At 70.0% G+C, this 24,979-nt stretch carries 19 protein-coding genes, 1 tRNA gene and 1 pseudogene; 10 read left to right on the top strand and 11 right to left on the bottom strand.

What is annotated here, in order from left to right:
- Positions 1-16: 16 nt before the first annotated feature.
- The 4 genes from ACFYOB_RS35765 to ACFYOB_RS35780 form a co-directional block, all read right to left on the bottom strand.
- Entirely contained in the window at positions 17-5,353 is a 5,337-nt protein-coding gene (locus ACFYOB_RS35765; RefSeq protein ID WP_388567613.1) for an amino acid adenylation domain-containing protein, read from the bottom strand.
- A gap of 95 nt (positions 5,354-5,448) precedes the next feature.
- The gene (locus tag ACFYOB_RS35770) at positions 5,449-7,248 is read right to left on the bottom strand and encodes a 1-deoxy-D-xylulose-5-phosphate synthase (protein WP_388567615.1); all 1,800 of its coding nucleotides are present in this window, start codon (positions 7,246-7,248) and stop codon (positions 5,449-5,451) included.
- 57 nt (positions 7,249-7,305) lie between these two features.
- Positions 7,306-8,046: a phytanoyl-CoA dioxygenase family protein gene (locus tag ACFYOB_RS35775; RefSeq protein ID WP_388567618.1), complete on the bottom strand. Its 741-nt coding sequence runs from the start codon at positions 8,044-8,046 to the stop codon at positions 7,306-7,308.
- A gap of 4 nt (positions 8,047-8,050) precedes the next feature.
- Positions 8,051-8,209: a hypothetical protein gene (locus ACFYOB_RS35780; RefSeq protein ID WP_388567621.1), complete on the bottom strand. Its 159-nt coding sequence runs from the start codon at positions 8,207-8,209 to the stop codon at positions 8,051-8,053.
- A gap of 457 nt (positions 8,210-8,666) precedes the next feature.
- Here ACFYOB_RS35780 and ACFYOB_RS35785 point away from each other — a divergent pair, with 457 nt between their 5' ends.
- The 5 genes from ACFYOB_RS35785 (at position 8,667) to ACFYOB_RS35805 (ending at position 13,536) form a co-directional block, all read left to right on the top strand.
- Positions 8,667-10,007 carry a radical SAM protein gene (locus ACFYOB_RS35785; protein ID WP_388567623.1) on the top strand — a complete coding sequence of 447 codons (1,341 nt, stop codon included), beginning with the start codon at positions 8,667-8,669 and terminating at the stop codon, positions 10,005-10,007.
- Complete coding sequence (locus ACFYOB_RS35790; RefSeq protein ID WP_388567626.1) at positions 10,004-11,020, top strand: aminotransferase class I/II-fold pyridoxal phosphate-dependent enzyme; 1,017 nt, start codon at positions 10,004-10,006, stop codon at positions 11,018-11,020. Before ACFYOB_RS35785 ends, ACFYOB_RS35790 begins: the two co-directional genes overlap by 4 nt.
- Positions 11,017-11,340: a class I SAM-dependent methyltransferase gene (locus ACFYOB_RS35795; RefSeq protein ID WP_388567629.1), complete on the top strand. Its 324-nt coding sequence runs from the start codon at positions 11,017-11,019 to the stop codon at positions 11,338-11,340. The genes ACFYOB_RS35790 and ACFYOB_RS35795 overlap by 4 nt, the downstream gene beginning before the upstream one ends.
- A 303-nt stretch (positions 11,341-11,643) precedes the next feature.
- On the top strand, positions 11,644-11,898 hold the full coding sequence (locus ACFYOB_RS35800; RefSeq protein WP_388567632.1) for a DUF6332 family protein: 255 nt from the start codon (positions 11,644-11,646) through the stop codon (positions 11,896-11,898).
- A 942-nt stretch (positions 11,899-12,840) separates the two neighbouring features.
- Complete coding sequence (locus ACFYOB_RS35805; RefSeq protein WP_388567635.1) at positions 12,841-13,536, top strand: pentapeptide repeat-containing protein; 696 nt, start codon at positions 12,841-12,843, stop codon at positions 13,534-13,536.
- 568 nt (positions 13,537-14,104) lie between these two features.
- Here ACFYOB_RS35805 and ACFYOB_RS35810 read toward each other — a convergent pair.
- The 6 genes from ACFYOB_RS35810 to ACFYOB_RS35835 all read right to left on the bottom strand — a co-directional run bounded on the left by ACFYOB_RS35810 (position 14,105) and on the right by ACFYOB_RS35835 (position 20,372).
- Complete coding sequence (locus ACFYOB_RS35810; protein WP_388567638.1) at positions 14,105-14,593, bottom strand: NUDIX hydrolase; 489 nt, start codon at positions 14,591-14,593, stop codon at positions 14,105-14,107.
- 352 nt (positions 14,594-14,945) lie between these two features.
- Positions 14,946-15,779: a PIG-L family deacetylase gene (locus ACFYOB_RS35815; RefSeq protein ID WP_388567640.1), complete on the bottom strand. Its 834-nt coding sequence runs from the start codon at positions 15,777-15,779 to the stop codon at positions 14,946-14,948.
- 424 nt (positions 15,780-16,203) lie between these two features.
- Positions 16,204-16,491, bottom strand: coding sequence for a hypothetical protein (locus ACFYOB_RS35820; protein ID WP_388567643.1), 288 nt, complete (start codon positions 16,489-16,491; stop codon positions 16,204-16,206).
- A 247-nt stretch (positions 16,492-16,738) separates the two neighbouring features.
- A complete protein-coding gene (locus ACFYOB_RS35825; RefSeq protein WP_388567646.1) occupies positions 16,739-17,164 on the bottom strand; it encodes a transposase in 426 nt (141 codons plus the stop codon).
- A gap of 1,085 nt (positions 17,165-18,249) precedes the next feature.
- The gene (locus tag ACFYOB_RS35830) at positions 18,250-19,425 is read right to left on the bottom strand and encodes a glycosyltransferase (RefSeq protein ID WP_388567649.1); all 1,176 of its coding nucleotides are present in this window, start codon (positions 19,423-19,425) and stop codon (positions 18,250-18,252) included.
- Between the two features lie 452 nt (positions 19,426-19,877).
- Positions 19,878-20,372, bottom strand: a complete 495-nt coding sequence (locus ACFYOB_RS35835) for a GNAT family N-acetyltransferase (RefSeq protein ID WP_388567652.1) — start codon at positions 20,370-20,372, stop codon at positions 19,878-19,880.
- 288 nt (positions 20,373-20,660) lie between these two features.
- Here ACFYOB_RS35835 and ACFYOB_RS35840 point away from each other — a divergent pair, with 288 nt between their 5' ends.
- Both ACFYOB_RS35840 and ACFYOB_RS35845 read left to right on the top strand, forming a co-directional pair.
- Positions 20,661-21,038 carry a DUF6461 domain-containing protein gene (locus tag ACFYOB_RS35840; RefSeq protein WP_388567654.1) on the top strand — a complete coding sequence of 126 codons (378 nt, stop codon included), beginning with the start codon at positions 20,661-20,663 and terminating at the stop codon, positions 21,036-21,038.
- A 638-nt stretch (positions 21,039-21,676) separates the two neighbouring features.
- Positions 21,677-22,117 carry a VOC family protein gene (locus ACFYOB_RS35845; RefSeq protein ID WP_388567657.1) on the top strand — a complete coding sequence of 147 codons (441 nt, stop codon included), beginning with the start codon at positions 21,677-21,679 and terminating at the stop codon, positions 22,115-22,117.
- Positions 22,118-22,297: 180 nt separating this feature from the next.
- Here ACFYOB_RS35845 and ACFYOB_RS35850 read toward each other — a convergent pair.
- Positions 22,298-22,579: pseudogene (locus ACFYOB_RS35850) on the bottom strand (hypothetical protein); the annotation flags it as partial.
- Positions 22,580-22,975: 396 nt separating this feature from the next.
- On the opposite strand from ACFYOB_RS35850, the gene ACFYOB_RS35855 reads away from it, so the two are divergent.
- From ACFYOB_RS35855 to ACFYOB_RS35865, 3 genes are all read left to right on the top strand, one after another.
- The gene (locus tag ACFYOB_RS35855) at positions 22,976-23,203 is read left to right on the top strand and encodes a hypothetical protein (protein ID WP_388567660.1); all 228 of its coding nucleotides are present in this window, start codon (positions 22,976-22,978) and stop codon (positions 23,201-23,203) included.
- Between the two features lie 560 nt (positions 23,204-23,763).
- Positions 23,764-23,837, top strand: a tRNA-Ala gene (locus ACFYOB_RS35860).
- 253 nt (positions 23,838-24,090) lie between these two features.
- A complete protein-coding gene (locus ACFYOB_RS35865) occupies positions 24,091-24,675 on the top strand; it encodes an Imm21 family immunity protein (RefSeq protein WP_388567663.1) in 585 nt (194 codons plus the stop codon).
- Positions 24,676-24,979: the final 304 nt, after the last annotated feature.

The following is a 24,979-nucleotide window of genomic DNA, read 5'->3' on the forward strand; positions in this document are numbered from 1 at the left end:
GCAAGGGGACGCGGGATCAGCCGAAGGTGATCCGGATGTGCTGGGCTCCGCGCCGCCGGACGCGGCCGGTGACCACCGGGCGGTCCGTCTCGCCCGGAGTTCCGGTGTGGAGCAGGATCTCCAGATGCGCTGCCAGTTCGGCAACGGTGGGGAACTCGAAGAGCAGCATCAACGGCAGCCCCGGCAGACCCAGTTCCTCTTCGAGGCGGGAGATCAGCGGCGCCACCAGCAGCGAGTGCCCTCCCAGGTCGAAGAAGTTGTCGTGGGACCCGACGCGCGGGACGTCCAGCACCGCCTGCCAGACCTCCGCGACCCGGCGCTCCACGGCCCGGGTGGGTACCTCGCCGCGTACCGGCGCGGGCGCGGCCGCCGCCAAGCTCTGGTCCAGGCGGGCGCGGTCGAGTTTGCCGTGCGCGGTGCGCGGGAGCGCGTCGAGCGGGACGATCCGGGTCGGCACCTCGTGCGCGGGCAGGTGCTCGGCCGCCCAGGCGCGCAGCGCGTGGGCGCTGAAGCCGGGTCCCGGCACCACCCCCGCGGCCAGACGTCGCCGGTTCCCGTCCCCCTCGACCACCACGACGGCGTCGAGGACGTCAGGGCGCCGCAGCAGAACGGCCCGTACCTCTTCAGGCTCGACCCGGAAGCCGCGGATCTTGACCTGGTCGTCCAGCCGCCCGAGGAGTACCAGGTCGCCGCTCGGACGCAGGCTGCCGAGGTCGCCGGTACGGTACCGGCGCACGCTGTCCGCCCCGGTGGCGAAGCCCCGCCCCGCGGTCCCGGGCAGGTTGAGGTAGCCCGCGGCCACCCCAGGCCCGCCGATGACGACCTCGCCGAAGCCGCCCGGCACGGTCGGGTCGTCCCAGGGATCGCGGACACCGACCTGCGAGCGGCCGGTCGGAAGCCCCACCGGCACGATGCCGCTGCCGGTGCCCGCCTCCTCGGCGCTGATGAAGCGCATCGAGCAGTTGATGCTCGCCTCGGTCGGCCCGTAGCCGTTGACGAAGACCGCGTCCGGCGCCACCAGTGCGGTCAGCGCCCGGAGCGCCTCGTAGGTCAGCATCTCGCCGCCGAGCACCACCGTGCGTACGGAGGGCATGTCGACGCCTGCGGCGGCCAGTTCGGCGGCGAAGGTCGGCGTCAGGTAGAGGATGGTCAGCCGTTCCCGCCGGACGAACCGGGCGTAGCGGGGGGCGGACAGCCGCTCGGCCTCGTCCGGAAAATGGAGTGCGGCGCCGAACAGCACGGTGGTGAACAGTTCCTGGAGGCCGAAGTCGAAACTCAGCGACAGGGTCTGCGGGAGCCGGGTGCCGGGTCCGAGGGCGAACCGTTCGCGCTGCCACAGCAGCAGCGGCAGCACGTTGGCGTGGGTGATCGGCACGCCCTTCGGGGTGCCGGTGGTGCCCGAGGTGTGCACCACATAGGCCAGCGCGTCGGCGCTGGGCGGCCCGTCGACGCGTACCGCCGGCGGCGGCGCCGGATCGTCGAGCACGACCACCGGGCAGCCGGGGGCCAGCCGCGCCGCGCGTGCCGCGTGGGCCCGGTCCGTGAGGACCGCGGCGGCGCCGGCGTCCGAGACGACGAACCGCAGCCGCTCGTCCGGGAAGGCGGGCAGCAGGGGCACGACGCCGTAGCCCGCGGTGAAGGCGGCCAGCAGGGCGGTGACGAACCGCGGCTCGGGGGGCAGCAGCAGGCCGACCGGGGCCCCGGCGCCGGAGCCGGCGGCTCCGGCGAGCCGAGCCGCGGCTGCGGCGACCTCGGCGGTCAGCTCGGCATAGGTGACCGTGCCCGCGCCGGAGACGACCGCCGGGGCTTCGGGGTGGGCGGCGCAGCTGTCCGCGAAGTAGTCGATCATGGTGCGGGACGGGTCGGGCCGGGGGCCGCGGCCCTCGGTGAGTTCGGCCAGACGCGCGCGCTCCGCGTCCGACAGGACGGTCAGGTCGGCGATCCGGGTTTCGTCGTCCACCGCCGCTGCCGCGGCCACCCGCAGCAGCCGCCCGCCCAGTTCCTCCGCGGTGGCGCCGTCCAGCACCTCGGTGGCGTACCGCAGCACCAGGGTCAGTTCGCCGTCGGACTCCGCGACGCTGACATCGAGGTCGGCCAGAGCGGTGGTGTGCGGCAGCGGTACTGCCTCCAGCACGAGACCGCCCACGCGGCACTCGCGGCCGGGGATCTCCTCGGCGAGCGCGGACAGGCCGTCCGGGGCGCCCGGTGGTGTGGCGGTCCAGCCGAACATGGTGGCGAACAACGGCCCCCGGGCGGCATCCCGGGCCGGCCGGACCGCCGCGGTGATGAGCGGCAGAGGGTACTGCCGGGCGGCCAGGGCACGCCGGAAGCGGACGGCGGTGTCGCGGACCAGCCCGGCGAACGAACCGTCCACCGGTACCTCCAGCGGCACCGGCAGGGTGTTCACGCAGTAGCCCACCACCTGGCCGGAGAGGGCGTCGGGGCGGACTGCGGTCGGCACGCCCACCACGAACCGGCGTTCTCCGGACAGCCGCGCCAGCAGGACCGCGTAGCAGCTGAGCAGCACCACGAACGGCGTGGTGCCGAGCCGCCGGGCGGTGCCCCGGACCTGCTCGCTCAGGCCGGTGCCGAACGGCAGCCGGAGCAGGGAACCGGACCAGGTGCGCGTCGGAGGGCGTGGCCGGTCGAGGGGCAGGCGAAGCTGGTTGTCCGCGCTGTCGGCCAGCAGGTCGATCCACTCGTCCCGCATCCGTTCGCCCGCGGGCCCGGCCAGGAGCCGGTGTTCGGCGGCGACCACCTCGGACATGCCCGGCGCGGGCACCAACGTGTCGGCGGAGCCGTCCGCCAGTTCACGGTACCGGTCGCCCATCTGGGCGAGCAGCAGGCCGAGCGACCACAAGTCGGCGGCGATGTGATGGACCGCCAGCAGGAGTACGGGGTCCTGCCCGCCCGGCCGGATCAGGGTGATCCGGGCCAGCGGGCCGTGCTCCGGGTCGAGCGGGTCGGCGGCGCGCGCGGCCAGCAGCGCATCGAAGCCGTCGGCGGGGGTGTCGACGACGACCAGCTCGGGGACGGGCGCACCGGACGGGCGGGCGGTCACCTGACCGTCGGTCACCGTCCACCGGACGCGGAGTGCCTCGTGACGGCCCATCACCTCACGCACCGCACGCGCCAGAACATCGGCGTCCACTCCGCCGCGCAGCCGCGCGGCGCGCGTCACGGCGTAGCGGGAATCTCCGACGGAGGAGTGCTCCAGGAACCACAGCGCCTGCTGCCCGGCCGAGGCCGTCGGCACGGGGCGGCCCTGACCGGAGGCGTCGCCCTGAGCACCGGGTGCGGTGGCCTGGCCGGATGAGGTGTCCTGACCTGCGAGCACGGTGTTCTGCCCGGGTGCGGCGTCCTGCCCGACGACCGCGCCCTGTGGATCGGATGACGTGTCCTGCCCGATTGCGGGGCGCTTCCCCGCATTGGGCGCGCCGGCGCCGCGTACCGCCTCCGCCAGATCGCCCACGGTGGCGTGGTGCAGCAGCTCCTCCAGCAGGACGGTGAGGCCGTAGCGCTCCTGGAGGGCGTGCTGGAGCTGGACCGAACGCAGCGAGTCCATCCCCAGCTCCGCCAGCGCCCGGCCGGCCGGGAGGGCGGCGGCGTCCGGCACGCCGAGCACCTCGCCCAACAGCGTCAGGAGTGCGTCGCCCGGCTCGGTGGTCGGCTCGACGTCCGACGCGGCTTGCGGCCGGTCCGCGTCGCCCGCGTCCACCGGGGGCTCCAGTTGGAGGGCGCCGGAGAGGTAGGCGTCCCGGCAGGCGCGTCGGCGGATCTTGCCGCTGGACGTCTTGGGAATGGTGCCCCGGCGGACCAGAACGAGGTGTTCCAAGCGCAGACCGTGCCGGCGGGCAACTTCGGCATGGACCGCGGGCAGGAGGTCAGGACCGGCATCGCCCCGGGCCTCGGCCACCACGACCAGCCGCTCACCGACGGTGAAGGCCGCGACGCAGCCCTTCCTGATCGCCGGACACGCCCGCTCGACCGTGGACTCGATGTCCTGCGGGAAGTGGTTGCGCCCGCGCACCACGATGACGTCCTTCGAGCGCCCGGCGATGTGCAGCCGGCCGCCCGCGAGGAAACCGAGATCCCCCGTACGCAGATACGGTTCTTCGCCGTCCGCCGTCCGAGCCGCGAACAGCTCGGCGTTTACCTCGGGCTGCTCCCAGTACCCGGCGCCGATGCTGGGGTCGGCGGCGCGTATCCAGATCTCGCCCAGTTCGCCGTCGGGGACCGCCGTGCCGTCCGCCCCGACGATCAGCAGCGTGTCGGGCGGGGCGCCGCAGCTGACCGCCCTCTCGCCGTCACCGCCCGGGACCGGCGCCGTGCCGGGGGCGTCGGCGGAGTTCTCGGCCGAGACCATCAGTGTGTACTCCGCCAGCCCGTAGCTGGGCGTCATCGCGCCGGGGGGGAAGCCCGCCTGGGCGAAGTGCGCGGTGAAGGAGGCGACGGTGTCCGGCCGTACCGGCTCACCGCCGTTGATGGCCGTCCGCCAGGCCGTCAGGTCCAGTCCGCGCAGGTCGTCCTCCGAGACCTTGCGCACCGCCAGTTCGTAAGCGAAGTTCGGCGCCGCGCTGATCGTCGCGCCGAAGCCGGACACGGCCCGCAGCCAGCGGACCGGGCTCTCCAGGAAGGCCAGCGGCGAGAGCAGGACGCAGGTTGCCCCCAGATGGAGCGGGTGCAGCACTGAGCCGATGAGGCCCATGTCGTGGTACAGCGGCAGCCAGCTGACGACGACGCCGTGCTCGTCCTGCCCGTAGGTCTCCCGCATCCGCTCCTGGTTCGCGGCCAGTTGACGGTGGCTGACGACGACCCCGCGCGGAGTGCCGGTGGAACCCGAGGTGAACTGGAGCAGCGCGGGCGCCTCGGCGTCGACGCCGGGCGCGCTCCAGTCGGCCGGCGCCTGCTCCGAGCGGTCCAGTGGGCCCAGGACCAGCGCGTCGGGCGTTTTGGCGGTGATCTCCTCCATGGCCCAGGGCAGGTCGGTGAGGACGGTCACCGGCTGGGTCGCGGCGACGATGTCCCGGGCGGTGTCGATCTCGCGCCGGCCGACCGGCGGGTAGACGGGCACCGCGACGAGACCCGCGTACCAGCAGCCGAGCAGGTCGACGACGAAGGCGAGCCCCGGCGTGTGGGCGAGCACGGCCCTGCTGCCCGGTTCGCCGACGGCGCCGAGCCGCGCGGCGGACGCCCGTGCCGCCGCGTCGAGTTGGGCGTACGTCAGGGAGTCCGTGACGTTCTCACCGTCACCGAGGAAGCGGAAGGCGATCTTGTCGGGACTGTTCCGGGCGTGGGCGCGCAGCCGGTCGGCCAGCGTCATGAGGAGCGACGGAGGCGAGAAGGACGTCATCGGTAGGTCTCCCGTCGGAGGACGGTCAGGAGGAGACAGAGCCGGTAGGGGTGCCGCCGGCTGTTGCGGTGGCTGTCCCGGTTGCCTGGCGGATGTCACCCCCGGCGGCGGGGGCCGCCCGCCGCAAGCGCCGTCCAGCGGGCCATCAGATCGGCGGTGATCCGGTCGGGAGTGAGCCCGCATGCGGCCCTCAGGTCCGGTATGGAGCCGTGCGGCAGGTAGTCGTGGGCCACCGCGAACAGCCGTACCGGGGTGTCGACGTCCTCGTCGGTGAGGCGCTCGCGCACCGCGGTGCCAAGGCCGCCGCGGCTCCAGTGGTCCTCGATCACACAGACCATCCGGTGCTCCCGGGCCAGGTCGGGCAGCCGCTCGTCGAGCGGTTCGATCCAGCGGGCGTTGGCCGACCCGGCCGGCACACCGGCGGCGCGCAACCGGGCGGCCACCTCGGTGGCGCAGGACAGCAGGTCACCGGCACCGATGACCAGGACACCGCCGGGGGCCGGTTCGACCTGCCAGGCGGCCATGCGGCCGTCTTCTCCAGCGGCCCCGTCGCCGTCCTCCGGCAGCCCGGGGTCGTCGATCGCCTTCCCGTACCGGATGGCCACCGGTCCCGGGTGCCGGACCGCGGCCCTCAGCAGACCGCGCATCTCGGCGGCGGTCGACGGGGTGGCGATCGCCATGCCGGGGATCTGGCGCAGCAGGGCGAGGTCCCCGAGCCCGTGGTGGGAGGCGCCGTCGCCGCCGGTGATCCCGGCCCGGTCGATGACCACCACGACCGGCAGCCGGTGCAGCCCGATGTCGAACAGCAGCTGGTCCTGGGCCCGGTTGAGGAAGGAGGAGTGGATGGACAGCACCGGGTGCCGGCCCGCCATGGCCAGTCCGGCTGCGAGCCCCGCGGCGTGCTGTTCGGCGATCCCGACGTCGTGGAAACGGTCGGGATAGCGCTCCTGGAAGACGTCGAGTCCCGACGGGCCTCCCATGGCGGGTGTGATCACCACCAGGTCCGGGTCCTCGGCGGCGAGCTCCACGAGACAGGGGCCCAGGACCGAACCGGCCGGTACCCGGCCCGGCGCCGGCGCGTACTGGCATCCGGTGCCGGCGTCGAACGGTCCCACGCCGTGCATGTGCTCGGTACGGTCGTCGACGGCGGGTGGGTAGCCGCGGCCCTTCTGGGTCCTGACGTGCACCAGCAGAGGACCGCGCTCGGCGCCGGCGTCGGCCAGGACCTTCTCCAGGGCGCTGAAGTCGTGTCCGTCGACGGGCCCGAGGTAGCGAATCCCCAGCGCCTCTAAGACACCGGGCGCGCCGCCCGCGTGGAACTCCCGCATGTGCCGGGCCAGCGCGCCGGTGGTGGGCGCGTAGCTGCGGGTGTTGTCGTTCAGCACGATCGTGACGTCGAGCCCGCGGTCGCCGATGTCGTTGAGCGCCTCCAACGCCATACCCGTGGTGAGCGAGCCGTCGCCGGTCACGGTCACCACCCTTCGGTGGCGGTCGGCCGGACGCGCCGCGAACGCGGTGGCGAGCCCGGCGGCGTAGGAGAGGGAGGTCCCGGCGTGCGAGTTCTCCACCCAGTCGTGCGGGCTCTCGGCCCGGCTGGGGTAGCCGGACAGCCCGTTCAGCGCGCGCAGCGACCCGAAGGCCCCGGCCCGGCCGGTCACCATCTTGTGCACGTACGCCTGGTGACCGGTGTCCCACAGGATGACGTCGTCGGGGCTGTGGAAGACCCGGTGCAGCGCGATCGTCAACTCGACGACGCCGAGGTTCGACCCCAGGTGGCCGCCGCTGGCGGAGACGCTGCGGACGAGCAGTTCGCGCACCCGCGCCGCCACACCGGGCAGGTCCTCCGGCTCCAGCCGGCGCAGGGCATCGGGCGTCCAAGCGTCAAGGGCGGTCATGAATTCGAGCCTCCGGCGCCGAGTCGAGGGTCAGCGGTGAGCGGTCCTGCGGCAGGGTCAGCTGCCCCAGTCCTGGTCCAGGAGGTGACGGGTGTGGGCGCCGCGGTATCCCAGCAGCATGCCCAGGCGCGGTTGGTCGGTGCGGTTCGGCGGGCTGTCGTGCACCACCAGTCCGCTGTGTATGGCCGCCGATCCGGCCGGCAGCACCGCGCGCACGGTGTTCTCGGCGTCGTGGTCGACCATGTCGTCGCGCACCTTGAGTCCGAAGGGGGCAGGGACGTGGGGCAGCAGACCGCCCAGGTGCGACCCGGTCCAGTACTTCACCGCCCCGTTCTCCTCCGTGGCGTCGGTGAGGGCGACCCACAGGTGCACCACGTCCATCGGCTCCACCGGCAGGAACACGCAGTCCTGGTGGGGCGCGACGCTGGAGCCGACCCGCGCGTACTTGTTGAAGGTCTCCACGACGTACAGCTCGGGTTCGTAGCCGACGATCGCGGCGACCAGTTGCTTGAAGAACGGGCGATTCCCGAGTTCGTTGAAATACTCGTCGACCTGGTCCATGAAATAGCAACTGCGCAGTGAGACACCGTCGTCCTCGTACCGCACGGTCTTGTCGCGGACCGCCTGCGGGAGGTTGGGAATCACGTAGCGGTTGTACCGGGACACGTGGAAGCGGACGTCCGCCACTTCCTCGGGGGTCAGCAAGGGACCTACCGTCGCAACGCCGTCCTGCGCGTAACGGGCGGCGAGCGTCTCGGTGTCGTAGTCGGCGAGGGTGCGGCCGGCGGAAAGGCTCACCGGATCAGACCTCGGTCGTGGTCTCGGCGGCGCCGGAACCGGCCTGCCTCTCCTGCTGTTCGTCGGCCTCGCCGTGCTCGGCCTCCTGAAGTGACTTCAGGTAGAGCTCGCGCACCTTCTTCAGTTCCTCGTCATTCAGAAAACGAGAGAATGAGTTCGGCATGGTGACTTCTCCCCGAAAGTCGATCGGACACTGCGACGCGGAACAAACCAGCAGCCCGCGTCGCAAGTGAGGGCGAACGCGGGGTGGAACGTGGCCTCCGAAGCCTGATCGAGTGCGGATTCAGCGTAGCCCAGAGGTCGCCGGATTGTCTTTAGATCATTCAAGCCGAGCCACCGGGCGGAGTGTCTCGCCGCCAGCCGTCGACGCCCGAGCGCTCCGCCCCGCGTCTTCGTCCGGGCCGATGGCGGCCATGCGGCCTGGCCAGATGAGGACTTGGCCGTCGTCGGTCAGGGCTGGCAGGACGGTTCTGCGAAGGTCGGGGGCGGTCTCCAGGTCACCGGTGGCCGTGTCGTAGACCGCGACGGGGCGAGGCGTTGACGACGGATCGGATCGGGACACCGGGTTCCGCCTGCAGTCGGCCCATGTCGTGTGGGGCCCGTACATGCATGATGACGGGATGAACCAGACCGACCAGCGCTTCCACGTCATCGTGCTCTCGAACTTCGCGAAGGGCTTCGACAAGTACGCGTTCGCCTACGGCAAGGCGGGGATTCCGGAGAGTACCTATCCCGACCGGTTCCACCTGCTGACCCGTGCGGAGTTGGGAATCGGCATCGGCAAGGCGCGAGGCTTGCTGGACCGTCTGGCCATTCCGGGCGACCGGCTGCTGGTGCTGGAAACCATGGTGGACCCCGACAAGTTGATGCCCAACGTGTCGACCGGCCTCGGCATGGAACTGCACGAGGCTCGCATCCGGTTGTCAGCGGTCCACGAGCTCGACCAAGGAGCCGACGAGTTCACTCTGCGCCCGACAACCGTCGAGGACGCGATGGCGGCTTCCCTGCAACTGCACGGATCGGCACTGCGTCGCTACGCCGACACGCGACCGCGGTCGGTTTCGCTTCTGCCGGTGGCCTCCGCCTGCCAAGCCCGGTGTTCGTTCTGCTTCTCCTCGGCTTCGATCTCCAGCGACCAAGCGCCGGCGCGGGTCCCGTGGGACGCGGTCGCCCACTGGCTGGAGCGCGCCCGTGTGGCGGGTGCCGAGCGTGCGGTGATCACCGGCGGCGGGGAGCCCACGCTCATACCGTTCGAACAGCAGCTGCGACTGGTGTCCGCCTGTTCGGCGGCCTTCCCCAAGGTCGTCCTGATCACCAACGCGCACACCCTGGCGAAGGGCGAGGACGCTGACCGGGCCGGCCGACTCGCAGCCCTTGGCGCCGCAGGCCTGAGCGTGCTGGCGGTCTCCCGGCACCATCAGGACGACGCCGTCAGCGAGCGGCTGATGATGCTGCGCACGCCGGTGAGCTCTGTGATCGACACCTGGCGCGTGGAACGTGACCGCTGGCCGGGGCTGCGGATGAGGCTGATCTGCGTACTCCAGCAGGGCGGCGTGGCCGACGCGGCCGACGTCGCCGACTACCTTTCGTGGGCCGCGGCTCTCGGTGTCGAGGAAGTCTGCTTCAAAGAGCTCTACGTCTCCACCAGCACCGAGTCGCTCTACTTCGACCGCGCCGCCAACGTCTGGAGCCGAGAGCACCAGGTTTCGCTGTCCATCGTCACCCGGTTCGCCGAGCAGCACGGCTTCGAACTGGCGAGCCGCCTGCCCTGGGGCGCGCCGGTCTACCACGGCAGCTGGGACGGCCGACCGATGCGGATCGCCGCTTACACCGAGCCCAGCCTGCTCTGGGAACGCACCAGCGGGATCGCACGCAGCTGGAACGTCATGGCCGACGGACGCTGCTACGCCTCCCTGGAAGACCGGGCCAGCGAGATCGTGCCGGAAGGTGCAGAGGCATGAGGTTCGACGAGTTCCAGGAATTCCGGCAACGGCAACTCAGCGCTTCCTCGTCGCTTCTGGACGCCGCCGAGACCAACGTGTACCGGGCGCTTGCTCCGATGCGACCGGAACCGCCGACCGGCATGAGCACGGTGCACCGGTGCGATCTCGCCCGTGCCTGGCTGCGGCGCTTCGAGCTGCCGGAAGAGTGGTCCGGCCAAGCCATGGTCTGTCGAGGGGTCCGTCACGGGCTCAGCGTGGTGTTCCACTGGCTGCGCGCCGTGCAAGCACGGTTGTGGCTGCCAAGCGACGTGTACCCGGTCTACTTCGAGCTGGCCCGCGCTGCGGGCCTGGCGCCCGCGTCCTACCCCACGCTGCCGGCACCGGCCCTGCCGAGGTCGCCGGCGGACGACCGGCCCGAATACCTGCTGCTCGCCAACCCCAGCAAGCCGCTCGGCCGATACCTGACCGATGCCGAGTGCGCCGCGGTGATTTCGTGGTTGCGGGAATCACCACGCCGCCGGCTGCTGATCGACAGCGTCTACGACCTGGGAGCCCCGTTCGCCGCCGGCACACGGCGCTTGCTGGACACCGGTCGTGCGGTCCTGCTGCATTCGGTCACCAAGGGCTGGCTGTGGCCACGCACGTTCGGCGTGGTCCTGCTGGGTCCGGCGCAAACCGAATTGGCCGAAGCGTTCCGCGCGGATCCGCCGACGTCGGCACAGCTGCGGCTCGCCGACCGTCTGCTCACCGAGCACAGCGACGTGCCCCGGCAGGTCGTCGACGAACTGGCCGCACGGGCTGAGTGGTTGTTCGAACGGTTGCCGGACGAAGTGCTCGGGGCGCTTCCCACGGCGAGCCGGACTTGTCCCGGCAACTACTTCTTCCCGGTTGAAATCCCAGCGGAAACGCTCCAGCACGAGTGCGGCGTACTCGCCATACCGGTCAGCGTGTTCGGGGAGAGCAGTTGGTCCGGCTCGATCCTGACCAGCCTTGCTGACGCTTTCGGCCCGACGCCGGCGGTGGGACGATGAAACCACTGAAGGACCTGGCCGTATACGACGATGCGGACTTCTACGATCAGGAGTTCACCGCGCACCCACGACATCCCGTTCTGCCTCGCCAAGCGGTCCGAGGGGGCGGTCCGGTCCTGGAGGTGGCCTGCGGAACCGGGCGCATCACCCTGCCGCTCGCGCGGACGGGCGTCGATGTCACAGGGCTTGACATCATGCCCTTGTTGCTTGCGCGCCCGTCAGCGGGCCGAGGACGAGCGACTGCCAGTCGAGTGGCTGGAACCGGGAGGGCCGAGACATCCGCTCTGACAGGCGGGTCGCCCTGCCAGGCGGGACCCTGATCCTGGATGTGTCAACCCCGACATGGCCAAGCTGTGCCGGCTCCCCGAGTCGCCCTACACCACAAGTCGGTCGTGGACCGAGACGGGGCAACGCTCGACGCGCGAACGACGACAAAATACGATGCCGCCGCCCAAGTGCTGCGCAAGGGCCGGGCGGGACAACTCCGGGGCGGCCGGCCTGAGCACCCGCATCGTCGTGATGCGCCGAAACCTGACGACCGGCGGCTCCCAGCCCATACTTGGCGAGCGTCACGGCTGTCAGGCCCCGGCGCGAGGCCTTGACCGTGATGTAAGACTTTCAGCATGGACATGGGGCGCGAGTCGCGGTGGGAAAAGGACGCAATGACGGTGGAGATCGTTTTCGCCCTGGTGACTGCCGCCGTTCTGGCTGCGGTGATCTTCGCCGTCGCTTTTACTCTCGTCCTGGCCCTTGACATCTCTGGTTCAGCGGAGAGAGGCCTGTTGGTGGGGGGCGCGCTGCTCGGAGCGATGGCCGGAGTGTGGCGTCTGGTACGGGTGCTGCTTCGGTTCGACGAGCACCGCCGTACAGGCCGCTGACTATGGGCCTTCTCCTTGAGGTCGGTAGCCTCCCGGCGTGGGGAGGGCCAGCCAGCCACCCGCCGACGGTACGGCCAGTGCCGCTCCGGGCCCCGGCCACTCGTACCAACCCCGATGCACCCTCTTCTGGCCCTCGCCCCGAGCCCTGTTGCGTCTTCGGCACGGCCCTTCGTGCTCGAGGTACCGCTAAAACCCGTAGCTCACGGTCGTGATTCCCAGGTAGATGAAGGCCAGGAACGTTGCGCCCTTCATGCAAGAGCCGAAGTCCAGCCCAGGCCGCGCCCCGGCGTGCAGGACCTGCTCGGGGCGCTCGGGAAGATAGCGCACTGGCACGATGTCTTTCGGAGAGTGAGCGTGGCCACCGGCCTGTCCGGGGGAAGGCAGTCCCCAATCCGAGTGTCATCAGAGCTTCGGCCTGGCACGCCATCCGGCCGGTGCAGGGGCGCCCCCCTACCGTGTCGCCATGACGATGCTGACCAGCTTCCTCGACCACCTCAGCACCGTCCCCAGCCCGATCCCCTCTGTTGCCCCGGCATCGAATCAGAGCCCCAGCTCTGGGACGCCCGTCTGGGTGACTCTCCTTGTGGGTCTCGCCGGTGCCTTGCTCGCTAAGGGCTGTCCCGTAATCCCCGGCGGGCGCACGACGCCGGCTACGGCACCTCGCCGCGTTGTCGGAACGCCCGAATACGCCCAGTATGGGGGCGCCCCTCCGCCTTGCGATGCACCGCATCCGACGCCGTGCGCTGACCCACCGGGGATTACGGGACAGCCCTTAGCGCAGGAGCGTTCGCCGGTGCTTGGCGCTCCTCGAGGGCCCTCCGCCAGAACACTGAAAGAACCCTGGAACACGAACGGACTCGCCTGCTCAACGAACGCTTCAGCACCGCGGCCGAACTCCTCGGCCACGGCGAGGCGGCCTGCCGCCTCGCCGGCGTCCACGCCATGGCCGGGCTCGCCGACGATTGGACCGAACGCCGACAAACCTGCATCGATGTTCTCTGTGCCTACCTACGCATGCCCTACCCACAAGGCCCCGAAGACGACACACCAGCCGACGAAGACCCAAACGGACAAGCCAACCGCGAAGTCCGCCTCACTGTCATCCGGACTATCCGTGACCACCTCCTACCCGCCACCCCACCCGAGACGGCCTGGAGCGGCTACGACCTCGACTTCACCGGCGCCGTTTTCGATGGCGGCGACTTCTCCAACGCCAGCTTCTCCGGCGGCAAGGTGCGTTTCACCGGCGCCACGTTCTGCGGCGGCGCGGTGAGCTTCTACGGCGCCAAGTTCTCCGGCAGCGCGGTGGGCTTCTACGGCGCCGTGTTCTCCGGCGGCGAGGTGAACTTCCGCAGCGTCACGTTCTCCGGCGGCGTGGTGAGCTTCTCCAGCGCCACGTTCTCCAGCGGCGAGGTGAACTTCAAAGGCGCCATGTTCTCCAGTGGCGAGGTGAACTTCAAAGGCGCCAAGTTCTCCGGTGCCGGCGTGACATTCCAAACGGCACAGTTCGATGGCGGTGTCGTCGACATGCGAGACGTGGCAGCCTGGTCGAGGCCTCCATCCTTCGACGACGGCCTCCTGACAGCCCCACCCGCAGGACTGCTCCTGCCAGGCCCGCTGCCCAAGCCGAAACCTTGAAACCGCGTCGGCAGCCCGCCCCATCAGGGGCAACCTGGATGCCCATCCCCACGGTCCACTGCCGACACCTGGACGAGTGGGCCGCCGCCAAGCTCCGCTGGAGCCTCGCCGTCGACGAAGCCGAGCGAGAAGCCCTGCTGCGCTACGCCGCCGACTGACCCAACACCGAGCTGAGGTACGGCCCGGCACTGTGACACCCGAGCGCCGGTCTGCAACCTCAACGGGTGTTGCCGTCCCCCTGACGGCGAATTGGTCGCAAGCCCGAACCCTCAGGACGCACGGGGATACGCGTTGGCCCGCACCTGCCGCCCGTGGCCCCGGCCTTCGCCGGAGCGCTGCTGGCCGTGGTTGGCGGGGATGTGCTCGCGCAGGAACAGCGACTGTCCGGCGCGAACGATTGCCCGGTCTCCTCCAGCACCTCCCGCTCGACTGCACGGTGCAGAGGCTCGCCCAGCATCTGTCCACCGCCGGGCGGCAGCCAGGGTATCCAGCTGAGGCCAGTTCCCTTTGATGAGCAGGACGTGGCCGTCACGGACCACCAGGCCGGTCGCGGCTGTGCGGATGCGGCTCATGTCGGCATCCCCTCCTGCAGGTAAACGGCGCGGCCGGCCAGGGCTGCGGCATGAAGCGCGGTGAGCGTCTGAGAGTGCGCCGCGAGAAGATCCGGAAGGTTGTCGGGGTGGTGGAAGGCGTGCCGGTCGTGCTCGGGGCTGAGCCGGATCTGCTGGCCGGCGGCGAGCCGCGCGGCGAAGAAGTAGTCCACGACAGGACCGGTGCCGAGGACGTCGGCCCTGTGGTCGATTCCGATGAGGCAAGGTTCCGAGCCCAACGTGATGCCGGTCTCCTCGCCCATCTCCCGGCGGGCCGCCGGCCACGGGTTCTCGCCCTCGTCGACCATGCCGCCCGGCAGCCACCACGTCCCGCTGGCGCCCTCCTGGCCGGGGCCGTACCGGAGTAGGAGCATTCGGTCCTGGTCGTCCAGCAGCATGACGCACGACGCCACGAGCGCCTGGGGCTGCGTCTTCACCCACTCCTCGCGGGGGATCCAGTCACCCACGCACGCCTCCCCTTCAGTGTTCAGCGGGGCGCAGGCCCGATTTGGTGAGAACAGTTCGGCCGGTCGTCCAACGATCGCAGAACCAAGACGGAAGGCGCCCCCGCCGCCCCGCTGAGCGGGTCAGGCCAACACAGAGCGCCCCAACGGGTGACGGACACCAGGTCGGGGCGCTCGCCGTTCGCTGGGTGGACGACCTCGACCAAGCCGGCCACAGCTTTCGGTGCACTGCCGGGAAAGGATCTCCTGTCAGACGGGAAGCGATCTTCGTCCCTCTCGGGGGGGCCTGTCAGGGACGCTCGTGAACAGCCCCCGTGCGGCCGACAAGCCTTCCCCAGCCGGTCGGACAGGCGGATCAGCGCAGTCCGGCGAAGAGATCGTTCTCGGGTACGGCTGCGCCGGTGGCGTCCTTGACACGTACGAAGGTCTCCATGCCCATCAACTCGCCGAACCTCTCCTTGCCCATCCTGAGGAAGAAGATGTTCTCGCCCTGACTGGCGTGCGCGGCCAGCGCATCGAACTTCTGACCGCTGAACGCGGTGGTGTCCACCCACGTGGTGATCTCATCATCGGGGAGGCCGATCTCGGCCATCGCGGCGGCCTCGGCAGGATCCGGCTCCGGCATGTCCTCATGGAACTCGCGCATGATCTCCCCGAACCGCTGCATCCCCGAGCGGGGCATCGTCGTCCAGTACACCTTCGGTGTCAGCGCGGTCATCTCGAGCGCCGCCATCGTGATGCGGTGGGCCTGGATGTGGTCGGGGTGGCCGTAGAAGCCGTTCTCGTCGTAGGTGACGACCACATCGGGTCGGTAGTGCCGCATGAGTTCCGCGAGGCGGGCGGCGCCTTCCTCCACGGGGGTCTGCCAGAAGGATCCGGGGGCGTCGTTGCTCGGCCAGCCCATCATCCCGGAGTCGGCATAGTCCAGCATCTCCAGATCGCTGACCTTCAAGACATCACAGCTCGCCTCGAGTTCTTGACGGCGCATCAAGGCGACGGTCGCGGGATCGTGCCCGGGATCGCCCGGCTTGACACCCCCCGGTCCGTCACCACAACGGCCGTCGGTACACGTCACGAGAACCGTGCGGATGCCTTCCGCCGCGTACCGCGCGAGGACCCCTCCGGTCCCGGTGGCTTCGTCGTCGGGGTGGGCGTGCACTGCCATGAGCGTCAAAGGCCGGTCAGTCATTCAGTCCTCCTGCAGAAATACGTCTTGGTCCGAGTGCACGGCGGGCGTACCGCGATCCGGGAGCCCGGACCCTGGTGGGGCAGACGACCTGGTGGTCTCCATGTTCCCCGTCAATGCGGCGCCGGTCCCTCGGTCCATACAACCTGCCGACCGGACCGGCTGTTCCCGGCGCGGCCGCTTGGCCTTCGAGGCGTCCGTGTTCCAACGCGAACGAGGCACAGACGCGACCTTCGCATCTCAGCGCGACATCGGACCCGACTTGCATCCGACACCAGCCGTGAGATTCCGAACAGGAAATTTGAGACCCCCACGGCGGTAGGGTCTCGTCGCTCGTGGTGCAGCCGTGCATGGCTGCGTAGGTGAGAAGGGAGAACGTTGGTAGACGAGTTGCAGGCAGTCGGCTGGTTGCTGAGCCCGAGGCTCGTCAGCGTTCACGCATTCTGGTCCACCACCAGCCCGACATTGCCCACTCAAGGTTGTTGGGCTCGGGCAGGGTACGGCGTTCGAATTCCTCATCGATGCGGGTGATCAGTCGGCCCAAGTCCCGTTTGGCTCCGGGAGGAAGGTGCAGCATCGCCCGCTCCAGGTCATCACGGGCGTCTTCCACCTCTATCCCCGGCGAATAGGCCTCGGAGGCGTCCAGGTACCGTCCGGGCTGCTTGAAAGCCCACTCGAAACGAGCCAGCGCATGAGCGACTGCGTTGGGCCACATCTGCTGGTCTTCGACCCGGCGGATTGCTGCACGGGTGCGTGCGGAGACACCACGGACCTTCAGGACCGGATCCTGCCATCGTGGCCGCCACCGCTCTGCACGGACGGCCTTGGGACGCCTACGCGGCATCGCCCTTTCGGATCAACATGAGGCCATCCTGCCACGGCTGGGCACCCCCATGGGCCCCTGTAGCAGCCCATGTCCTACTTCTCGGTTCTCGCGCAGGTCTTGGGGGCGCCTCGAAGTGCTACTGGAGCAGAACCATCTTGCGGAGCAGTTCGAATCCGGCTCGCCCGTGGAACTGCCGCTTGATCTTCTTGATGCGGTTGACGGCGCCCTCGATGCTGCCGGAGCTCCAGTCGAGAGTGAGCCCGGCCGTCACGGCGTCGAGGTCTCGAAGCAAGTGGAGCGCGAAGCCTGTGAGGCCGGGTAGCCGGCTGGCTTCCACTGCGCCGATCCAGGTGTGGAGTGTGGAGCCGAGGCGGTCGGCGAGTATCTCGCCGAAGTCGCGGACGTGTTCTGCCGCCTTGTGCAGTGCCGGGCAGCGGGCCAGGACCCCCTTCGGGCCGGCTCGCTCTTCCTCGGTCAAGGTGGTGGGGTGACGGGTGAGCCAGCCGGTCACCTGCCACACCGTCGGCGTCCGGGGCGGCGCCTCGGCCGGAGCCGCGTGCAAGGTGGCGCTGTGGGGGCGGAACCATGCCGTAGGCGACCGGGGCGTGCGCGGAAATCAGCTCGCCGTACAGCTGGGGGACGCTGGTGCATCCGTCGGTGGAGCGTCGCTCCAGGTAGGGCTTGTAGGGGTCCAGTCTGCTGGGCCCGGACCGGTTCTCGCGGAAGGTGTCCTGCCAACGAGCGGCGTTCGCGGAGGCGTGAGTGACCTTGGTCAAGCAGCTCCATCGACCACGCCCTCTGCGACCGGCCGTCCGGCGCACCCGTGGTGGAAGGGATCCGGTGCGGGCGCCGCACCATGTTCGCCGTCGCCGCCCGCCCCGCCCCCGTCAAACGCTCCGCGACCGCCCAGGACACCGGCCGGCTCGTGTCGAGGGCCCCGTCGCCCGGCACGTGATCGTGCCGTCCAGGGAGTCCGGGCTGGGCCGGGTCAGGGGGTTTCCTCCGGTGGTCCGGCCGGTGAAGGGCAGGCGGATCGGAAGGTGAGCGCCGACCCGGCGGCGGGGGGCGACGCCGGGTCGTGCGCCGGCGCCGCTGGAACAGGTGGTTCGGGCAGGATGCCTGGTCAGCGCACGACCTTGATACCGAAGTGGCCGCCGAACTGCTGGCCGAGGCCGAAACCGACGGCGGAGTGCATGTGGGCGTACATCTCCATGCCGCGGGCGTACATCTCCATGCCGCGGGCGCACACCAGGGGGCCGAGGTCGAGGGTGTCGTTCCAGCCGTAGGTTCAGCAGCGCGGTGGTCTGCCCCTTGGCATCGACGTGGTCGCCGGCGACGAACGTGGTGTGGTCGCCACCACCCATGGAGGCCGGGCTGACGAGGGTGACCTGCTCCTGGGTGACGAAGCTCTTGACGACCTTCGTAGCGGGCAGAGCGCGCTGGATCTGCTCGCCGAGGCTGTCGGTGTCGCAGGGCTCCAGCCTCGGCATGACGCCCCACGGCGTGGACCACGGGTGCTCGCTCTGGTGCTGGTAGACGAAGGGGACGGCGTAGTCGATCAGAGTCTTGCCAGCGAGCTGATCGGCGATCGCGCTCAGGGCGGCGACGGCGTTGTGGCTGCTCCTGGGATAGCCCCTTTCGGGGCGGTCAGCTGTTCGCCGCGGACAGGATCACGTCGACGAGCCGGTCCGCGGCGTCCGGCCTTCCGTACGCACGGGCCCGCTCCGCCATCGCCGTCCGCCGAGCGGGGTCGGTAAGGAGCGGGCCGAGAGCGTCCCCGAGGCTCTGTGCCGTGACCTCGCCGAGCAGGGCGACCGCCGCTCCCGCATCGGCCAGGTGCTGGGCGTTGTGAGCCTGCTCGTTCCCCGCCGACGTGGCGAGCGGCACGAACACGGCCGGCTTGCCCAGAGCGGTCAGCTCCGCCAGCGTCCCGGCCCCGCTCCGCGACAGCACCACATCGGCCAGCGCGAGCACGTCCGGCAGCTCCGGCCCCACGAAACCCGTCAGGTGGTACCGCCCGGCGAGAACAGGGTCCAGAGCGGCAGCGGCGTTGCGGAGTTCGTCCACGTTCGCCGGGCCGCACTGGTGGATCACGTTCGCGTGGCTCAGCAGCCAGGGCAGCACCTCCCGGACGACGCTGTTGATCTGCTGCGCCCCCTGCGCGCCGCCGGTGACGTAGACCGTCGGCAGCCGTCGGTCGAATCCGTACAGGGCCAGCGCCTCGACCGCCCTGTCCGGGTGACCGCTCAGCACCTCCGGCCGCACGGGGTTCCCCGTGACGACCGCCCGGTCCCGCACCTCGGCGGGCAGCAGCGCCAGCGACGAGTCGGAGGACACCGCGATCCGCGTGGCCGAGCTCGCCAGCTTCCGGTTGGCCAGGCCCAGCCGGACCGTCTGCTCATGCAGGACCAGCGGACGCCGGCACAGCCGCGCGGCCAGCCCGGCCGGAACCGCGACGTACCCGCCCGTCGCCAGGACGACATGCGGCTGGAACTCGGACACGATCGCCCGCGCCTGCGCCACACCGAGCGGCACCCGGGCCATGTCCTTCACGTTCGCGGCGGACAGCATCTTGAGCGGGTTCGACGAGCGACGGATCTTTCCTGTCGCCACCGTCTTGAACGCGATTCCCTCTGCCGGAGCGACGCGCGCCTCAAGGCCGTCAGCGGTCCCGATCCACAGGACATCCAGCGTTCCGCCTGCGGCCGCGAGACGTCCCTGCAGAGTACGGACCGCCGTCAGGGCGGGGTAGGTGTGACCGCCGGTCCCTCCGCCCGTCACCAGGAGCCGGAAGGTACGCGGGAGCGTGGAGGAAGTGTTCACCCCGCGCACCCTACTGGCTAGCAGCCGCTCCACGCCTTCGGCGGAGGAGACGCCATCTCCTGCCCACGATCGGCTGTGCGCTCGACGAAGGACCGGCTCATCAGGCTGATCGCTGGCATGGCGGGAAGGTGCACCGCTGCCGCGGTGCCCGGATAAGGCTCAGATCAGCCGGGTCAGGATGTGGGCCATGTCCTGGTAGTTGGCCGTGACCCCATCGGTGTTGGCCAGGCGGCGACGTTCCAGCCGGATCGCGCCGAGGTGGCGGGCCCCGTTGGGCGGTCGCCGTGGGCCCGGGCGGCTTCGTCAGCGTCCAGGTGGCCGGAGTTTCGGGAGTGCCCGCGGAGGGTGTCGACCGCCGTAGTCCTGAACGTCGCGGTTACCAATACCACCTGGGTCAGTCGCGCGGCTGCGTGAACGCGTCGAGGCGGCCTGACTGTCTTCCTCACCCGGCGTTACTCCTGAGGCAGCCAGATGTAATGGACGTCCGGCTCATGTTCCTCATTGCGCAGCCCGTCAGTTCGCTCAACCGCGATGAAGCCGTGCCGCTCGTAGAACCGTTGCGCTGCCCCGTTGACCTGGAACGTCCACAACGCCAGCCCGTTCGGCCGCTGCCGCTTGGCCAGGTCCATCAGCCGGTCGCCCAGCCCCCGGCCGCGCCAGGACGGGTCGAGGTAGAGCTGATCCAGATCCCCGCCGTCAAGCACCAGCAGCCCGACCACGGCCCCCTCGGCGACGGCCACCCAGGTCTCGTGCTGCCGCACGACCACGAGGGAGAACCAGTTTCGCACCGCGTCGTCGTCATGCGCGCGGCGCACGGTCGGCAGCGCGGCGGTGAAGGAACGCAGCCACAGATCGGCTATCTCGATCGCGTCGGAGTCGTTCGCACGCCGAAGGACAAGATCATCGCTGTTCACAGTGCGCGACGATCGCACATGGAGGGGCCTCATGCATCCGAATTGGAAACTATCGCCCACCGACAATTGCTACACACCGCCGGTTGCCGCCGGCGCAAGGGTTCCCGGTGGTCAGAGCGCGCGATGCTCCCACCCACCCTCCCCGACCCTGCCGGGGACCGCGTACCCCGGCCTGGTATTCGGCCGCCCGAAAACCCTTGCAGGTGCTTTAGGCCTGAAAGCACGGAATTCGGATGGTCCAAAAACGGGCGGAGATCGCTTCCCAACCCGCTGGCGGTCGCACCTTCTCCGCTGTCAGTCCCAGGGGCAAGGATGAGCGGCATGACGAAGACCGGAGCCGACTACGCGTGGTTCGAGAACGACTTTCCAGACATCGCCGAGGCGTACTGCTTCACCCTGGTGCGGGGCCTGTCGCCTGCTGAGCTGGTGTCTCGGCTCGAAGGGCGATCGGAGGCACCCTTGCAAGGCATAGCCGCGGTCGTCGATGCCGCTTTCGCCCAGTACGAGCTGGGGGACGGCGACCGTCAGTTGGTCGCTCTGACGGCTGTCGGCGCCAGCCGACCACCGGGCGGCCAGGGCGGGCCGGCTGCGGCCGCGGGCGGCAGCCCGGCGCTGCAGCGCCTCGAAGGACAGCCGGCCGCCCGGGTCGTTCGGGGTGAACAGCAGTGCCCGGTGCCCGTCGTTCTCCAGATTTCCTGATGTCTCATGAACATCAGGCGCCGACGCATCGGTCACCCGCCGCCGCGATGTCGCCAGGAGTGAGGTCATCCCGAATACGCAGGCAGCGCACTGGGTGCCGTTGCCGGCCGCGGTCTACCGCTGTGTCAGCGCGTACCTCGGCGACGAGGTTCGGCTGGACGGTGACGTACCGGAGCTTGTTCCCAGAGCCCCATCCAGCACTGATCTGCATTCCCGTCCACGGATGCCCGGGGCCCCGCCGGGGGTCAGCGCGGCCCCCAGCTCGCGCCGGGCGGCGGGGACCTGGACGGGTGCGGCGAGGGCGAGCGGCACGGGGAACTCCCCCCGCCACGGGTGACCCGGCACCGTGAATCGATTGGGGAGGCGCAATTCTCAAGCGCGCACTCTGCGAATCGTCGAGGAAGCATTGAAAAGCGGGGACGGCACGCTACGGCTGATCGTCTTCATGGGGGCGGCCACCTGCGCCGCACTCACCCCCGGTGGTGACGCCTGGCCCGCGGGTCTGCCGCAGCGGTGCTGAGGCGTGATCCAGACTCTTCGGAGTCAGGCGGCCTGCGGATGTCGAGAACGTGCCACCGGCTCCGTCCCAGGGACATCAGCGGCCACCACGGCCGCACGAGGAAGAAGGAGAAACCAGCATGGCGATTCAGCGGATGGACAACGTCGGCATCGTCGTCGAGGACATCGACGCCGCCATCGCGTTCTTCGTGGAACTCGGCATGGAGCTGGAGGGCAGGGCGGAGGTCGAGGGCCTCTTCGCCGACCAGTGCACCGGACTCGACGGCGTCCGCTGTGACATCGCGATGGTCCGGACCCCGGATGGTCACAGCCGGCTCGAGCTGGCGAAGTATCACAGCCCCCCGGTGATCAGCGCCGGGCCGCGCAACCGGCCGCACAACGTTCTGGGCACGCACCGCGTCATGTTCGCCGTCGACGACATCGAGGACACCGTTGCCCGTCTGCGCCCTCACGGCGCCGAGCTCGTCGGCGAGATCGCCCGGTTCGAGGACAGCCATCTGCTCTGCTACATCCGCGGCCCGGAGGGCATCATTGTCGGACTGGCCGAGCAACTGCGCTGAGAAGGAGGAATCGAACCATGCAGCCGAACGAGATCACCGAGGTTCTGAACCGCCCGATCAGCCAGGAGCTGCCGGCCCGTGACGTGACCCGCCCACCTGGCCTACGTCGCCAAGGACGGAACGCCGCGCAGCGTACCGATCGCCTTCACCTGAAACGGGTCGCACATCGTCATGTGTAATGCGATGCTTTCTCGGCTTGATATGGCCGTAGAGCCTGTCCTTGCCCAGGTCGTAGGCGGCGAACAGGTGCCGGACCCCGTGCGGGCGGGTGTAGGTCGCCCGTGGGCGGGGCCTCGGCTCCCGGCCGGGGTCCTTGTGCCACCCTCCGCGCCCAGCCCACCGCCGCCCGGCGTGGCGCCGGGGGTTGAGCGGACCTGGAGCCTGGCCAAAGCCGTGCTCGATCGGCTTGGAGTTGACGATCTTCTTGATCTCCCGGCGCTCGGACAGCGTGAAGGTCCTCGGACTGATACGGCACTGGCGGCGGGCTCAGGGATGTCCAAGGTGCCTCGGACGTGAGCCAAGTGACTCGGGGCCGTCTGACCAGTGCTCTCATCGACAGCCGTTCGACCGCCCCCGCGTGCTCTGCACCATCCGCAGCTGAGGAGCCGCGTTGGGTGTTGTGGGTATGGACATTGCTGACGCGGTGCCCCCCCCAAGGGAGGCAAGCCGGTCGGGAAGGTCGACGGCCCATGCGCTGGGCGTAGGGCGTGATCTTCGAGCCGTCTGGCGTCGACCACTCCTCTGCCGCGGCGGGGGTGTTGCGCCGGTGCTCTCCGCAAGCGACTACATCCTTTGGCCTACTGTGATTTCGGCCCTGTGGAGGACCACCTTGCGGCACCGCCGCGAGAGGATTGATCCGTGCGAACAACCATCGGATACACCATCGAAAGCATCGGCTACGTCGTAGGAGCCCAGGGGCTTGTCAGCTTCGCTTCGCAGACCTTCTTCGGCACGGAGTGGGGCTGGATGCACAAGGTCGTCGACCTTCCGTCCACCGCTTACCTCGGCATCGTCGTCGTGGGGCTGGCGCTCATCGTCGGCGGGGTGAAGACACGGAAGGCGCCCGAGCGCCAGCAGGCCGCCTGACCGGCGGGCCCTTCAGCCCACGACTCCCAATTTCCGTGTCGTGGCGGTCAAAGCCCTTAGGACGCCCGCCACATGACCCCCGCTCACAGCAGGCGGCCCTGCGGTGGCTCTGCCCCGGGGCCGGCCGCATGCCCGCTGATGACGCCAGATGGTGGCGGAGTCGCCGTAGTACTCGGAGGCCGGGAAAGCCGGTCACATGGGGGGCTCAGCCTTCCCTACCCCCCCGGCCCGGGCCTGGAGCAGTCCCGCTGCCGGACGGCCATGCCAGCATCCTCTGGGTTCTGCCGGTTACCGCGCCGAGATGGCATACCGCCGGGAGCACGGCCACGAAGCCCTTGAGCAGCCCTTCGACGAGCAGGCGCTCGTCCCAACCGATCCACGGCGCCCATCCGTCACCTGAGCTTCCCGAGCGCAGCCTGACCACGGAGCGGGGAGCCCTCGAGCGCTGTCAAAACTCGGGTTCTGGCTCAGGTTTGTGGCGTGGTTACGCTGAGCGATCCGTCATCTTGGGAAATACAGCGCGATGGTGTGCTGGTGACGGGTAAGATCGCGAGCGGGCTGGGGCTCGTAGCGCAGTGGTTGTCGCGCCTTCACCGCATGTGGGAGGACGCCGGTTCGAATCCGGCCAGCCCCAGCCCGCCCCGGCAGTATCCAAGGCGGCCCTCGCTCGCCAGCCGCCTCTGGGCACTCCTGCAGGACGGAGGAGTGCGCGTAATGCTCTGCCGTCGTGCCGCACCCGGGCGATCTGCGCCGAGCGGGGACACACGGTCGGGCGGCCTGGCCACCTCGGGTCATACCGGCTCACTCGTGAGCGCTACGCGCATGGAATCATGGCCGGCGCCGCGCGAGGTCATGCGGAGACACGGAGATCGCACCGGGGGTGCTCGTTGGGAACCAACATTGATGAACACGGCCGACCCTGGACGTGCTCGGGCGGCGGACCGATCATCGTGGTCCCGGCAGAAGCCGCTGAGCACTGGCGGGGGACGCTGCCACCCTTGGGGGCCGAGGTTCCGGAAGGCTGGACCTGGGGCGCCGCGGGCGGCCCGGAGTGCGACTACGACCGCGCGTGCGATCCGCCGGTTTCCGAGGTGTCGCCGTTCGGAGGCTTCGGATGGGTCGATGTGCAGGGGCACCCCGCCTTGATCCTCGACGGCGAGGGCACCACGTGGTTCGAAGCGGACAGTGAGGGCGGAGTCCTCGTCCGCCCGTCGTTCGACGGAGCCGACGAGGACCCCGGGAGCGTGCCCGCGCGTGATTGGCGTGTCGTCGGAGTGGACGTCGTCTCACTGGCCGACGGCCGCCTGTTCATGTTCGATTCGGCCTTCGACGGTGCCGCGGATCCAGAGCAGATTCGAGCGGATGAGGGGGTGGGTGTCATCAAGCTCGGGGCTGGGTGTTGGCGGGTGGAGGTCGCCACCAACGCGGATGAGGTGGATTTCGTGCGTTTTTGTCCAGCCCGAGACGAGTGACCCCACGTGGTGGTAGAGCGTTCCGCCCGGCCTCGGCCGGCGCTCCGGCCACGATTGCGATCCCTCCCGCGGGACGGGCAACTTTCTGAGCGACCGGCCCTCATGGCGGGATGGCTGGCCTGGCGGGGCAGTGAAGGCGCACAGCCATGCTGGAACACCCGCGGGGCAGCCATGGGCCGAAGACGCCCAAGAGGCTGCCGTCCGGAGCCCCGAGCGGTACACCGGCGGTGTACCGGCTCCAGCGCCGCGCGCCCCTCGTGGCCGAGCGTCCGGCGAACCGTAGTCCAGAGCGGGCGTTCAAGCG

The organism is Streptomyces sp. NPDC006463, from assembly GCF_042870715.1.
In the GTDB taxonomy this organism is placed as follows: domain Bacteria; phylum Actinomycetota; class Actinomycetes; order Streptomycetales; family Streptomycetaceae; genus Streptomyces.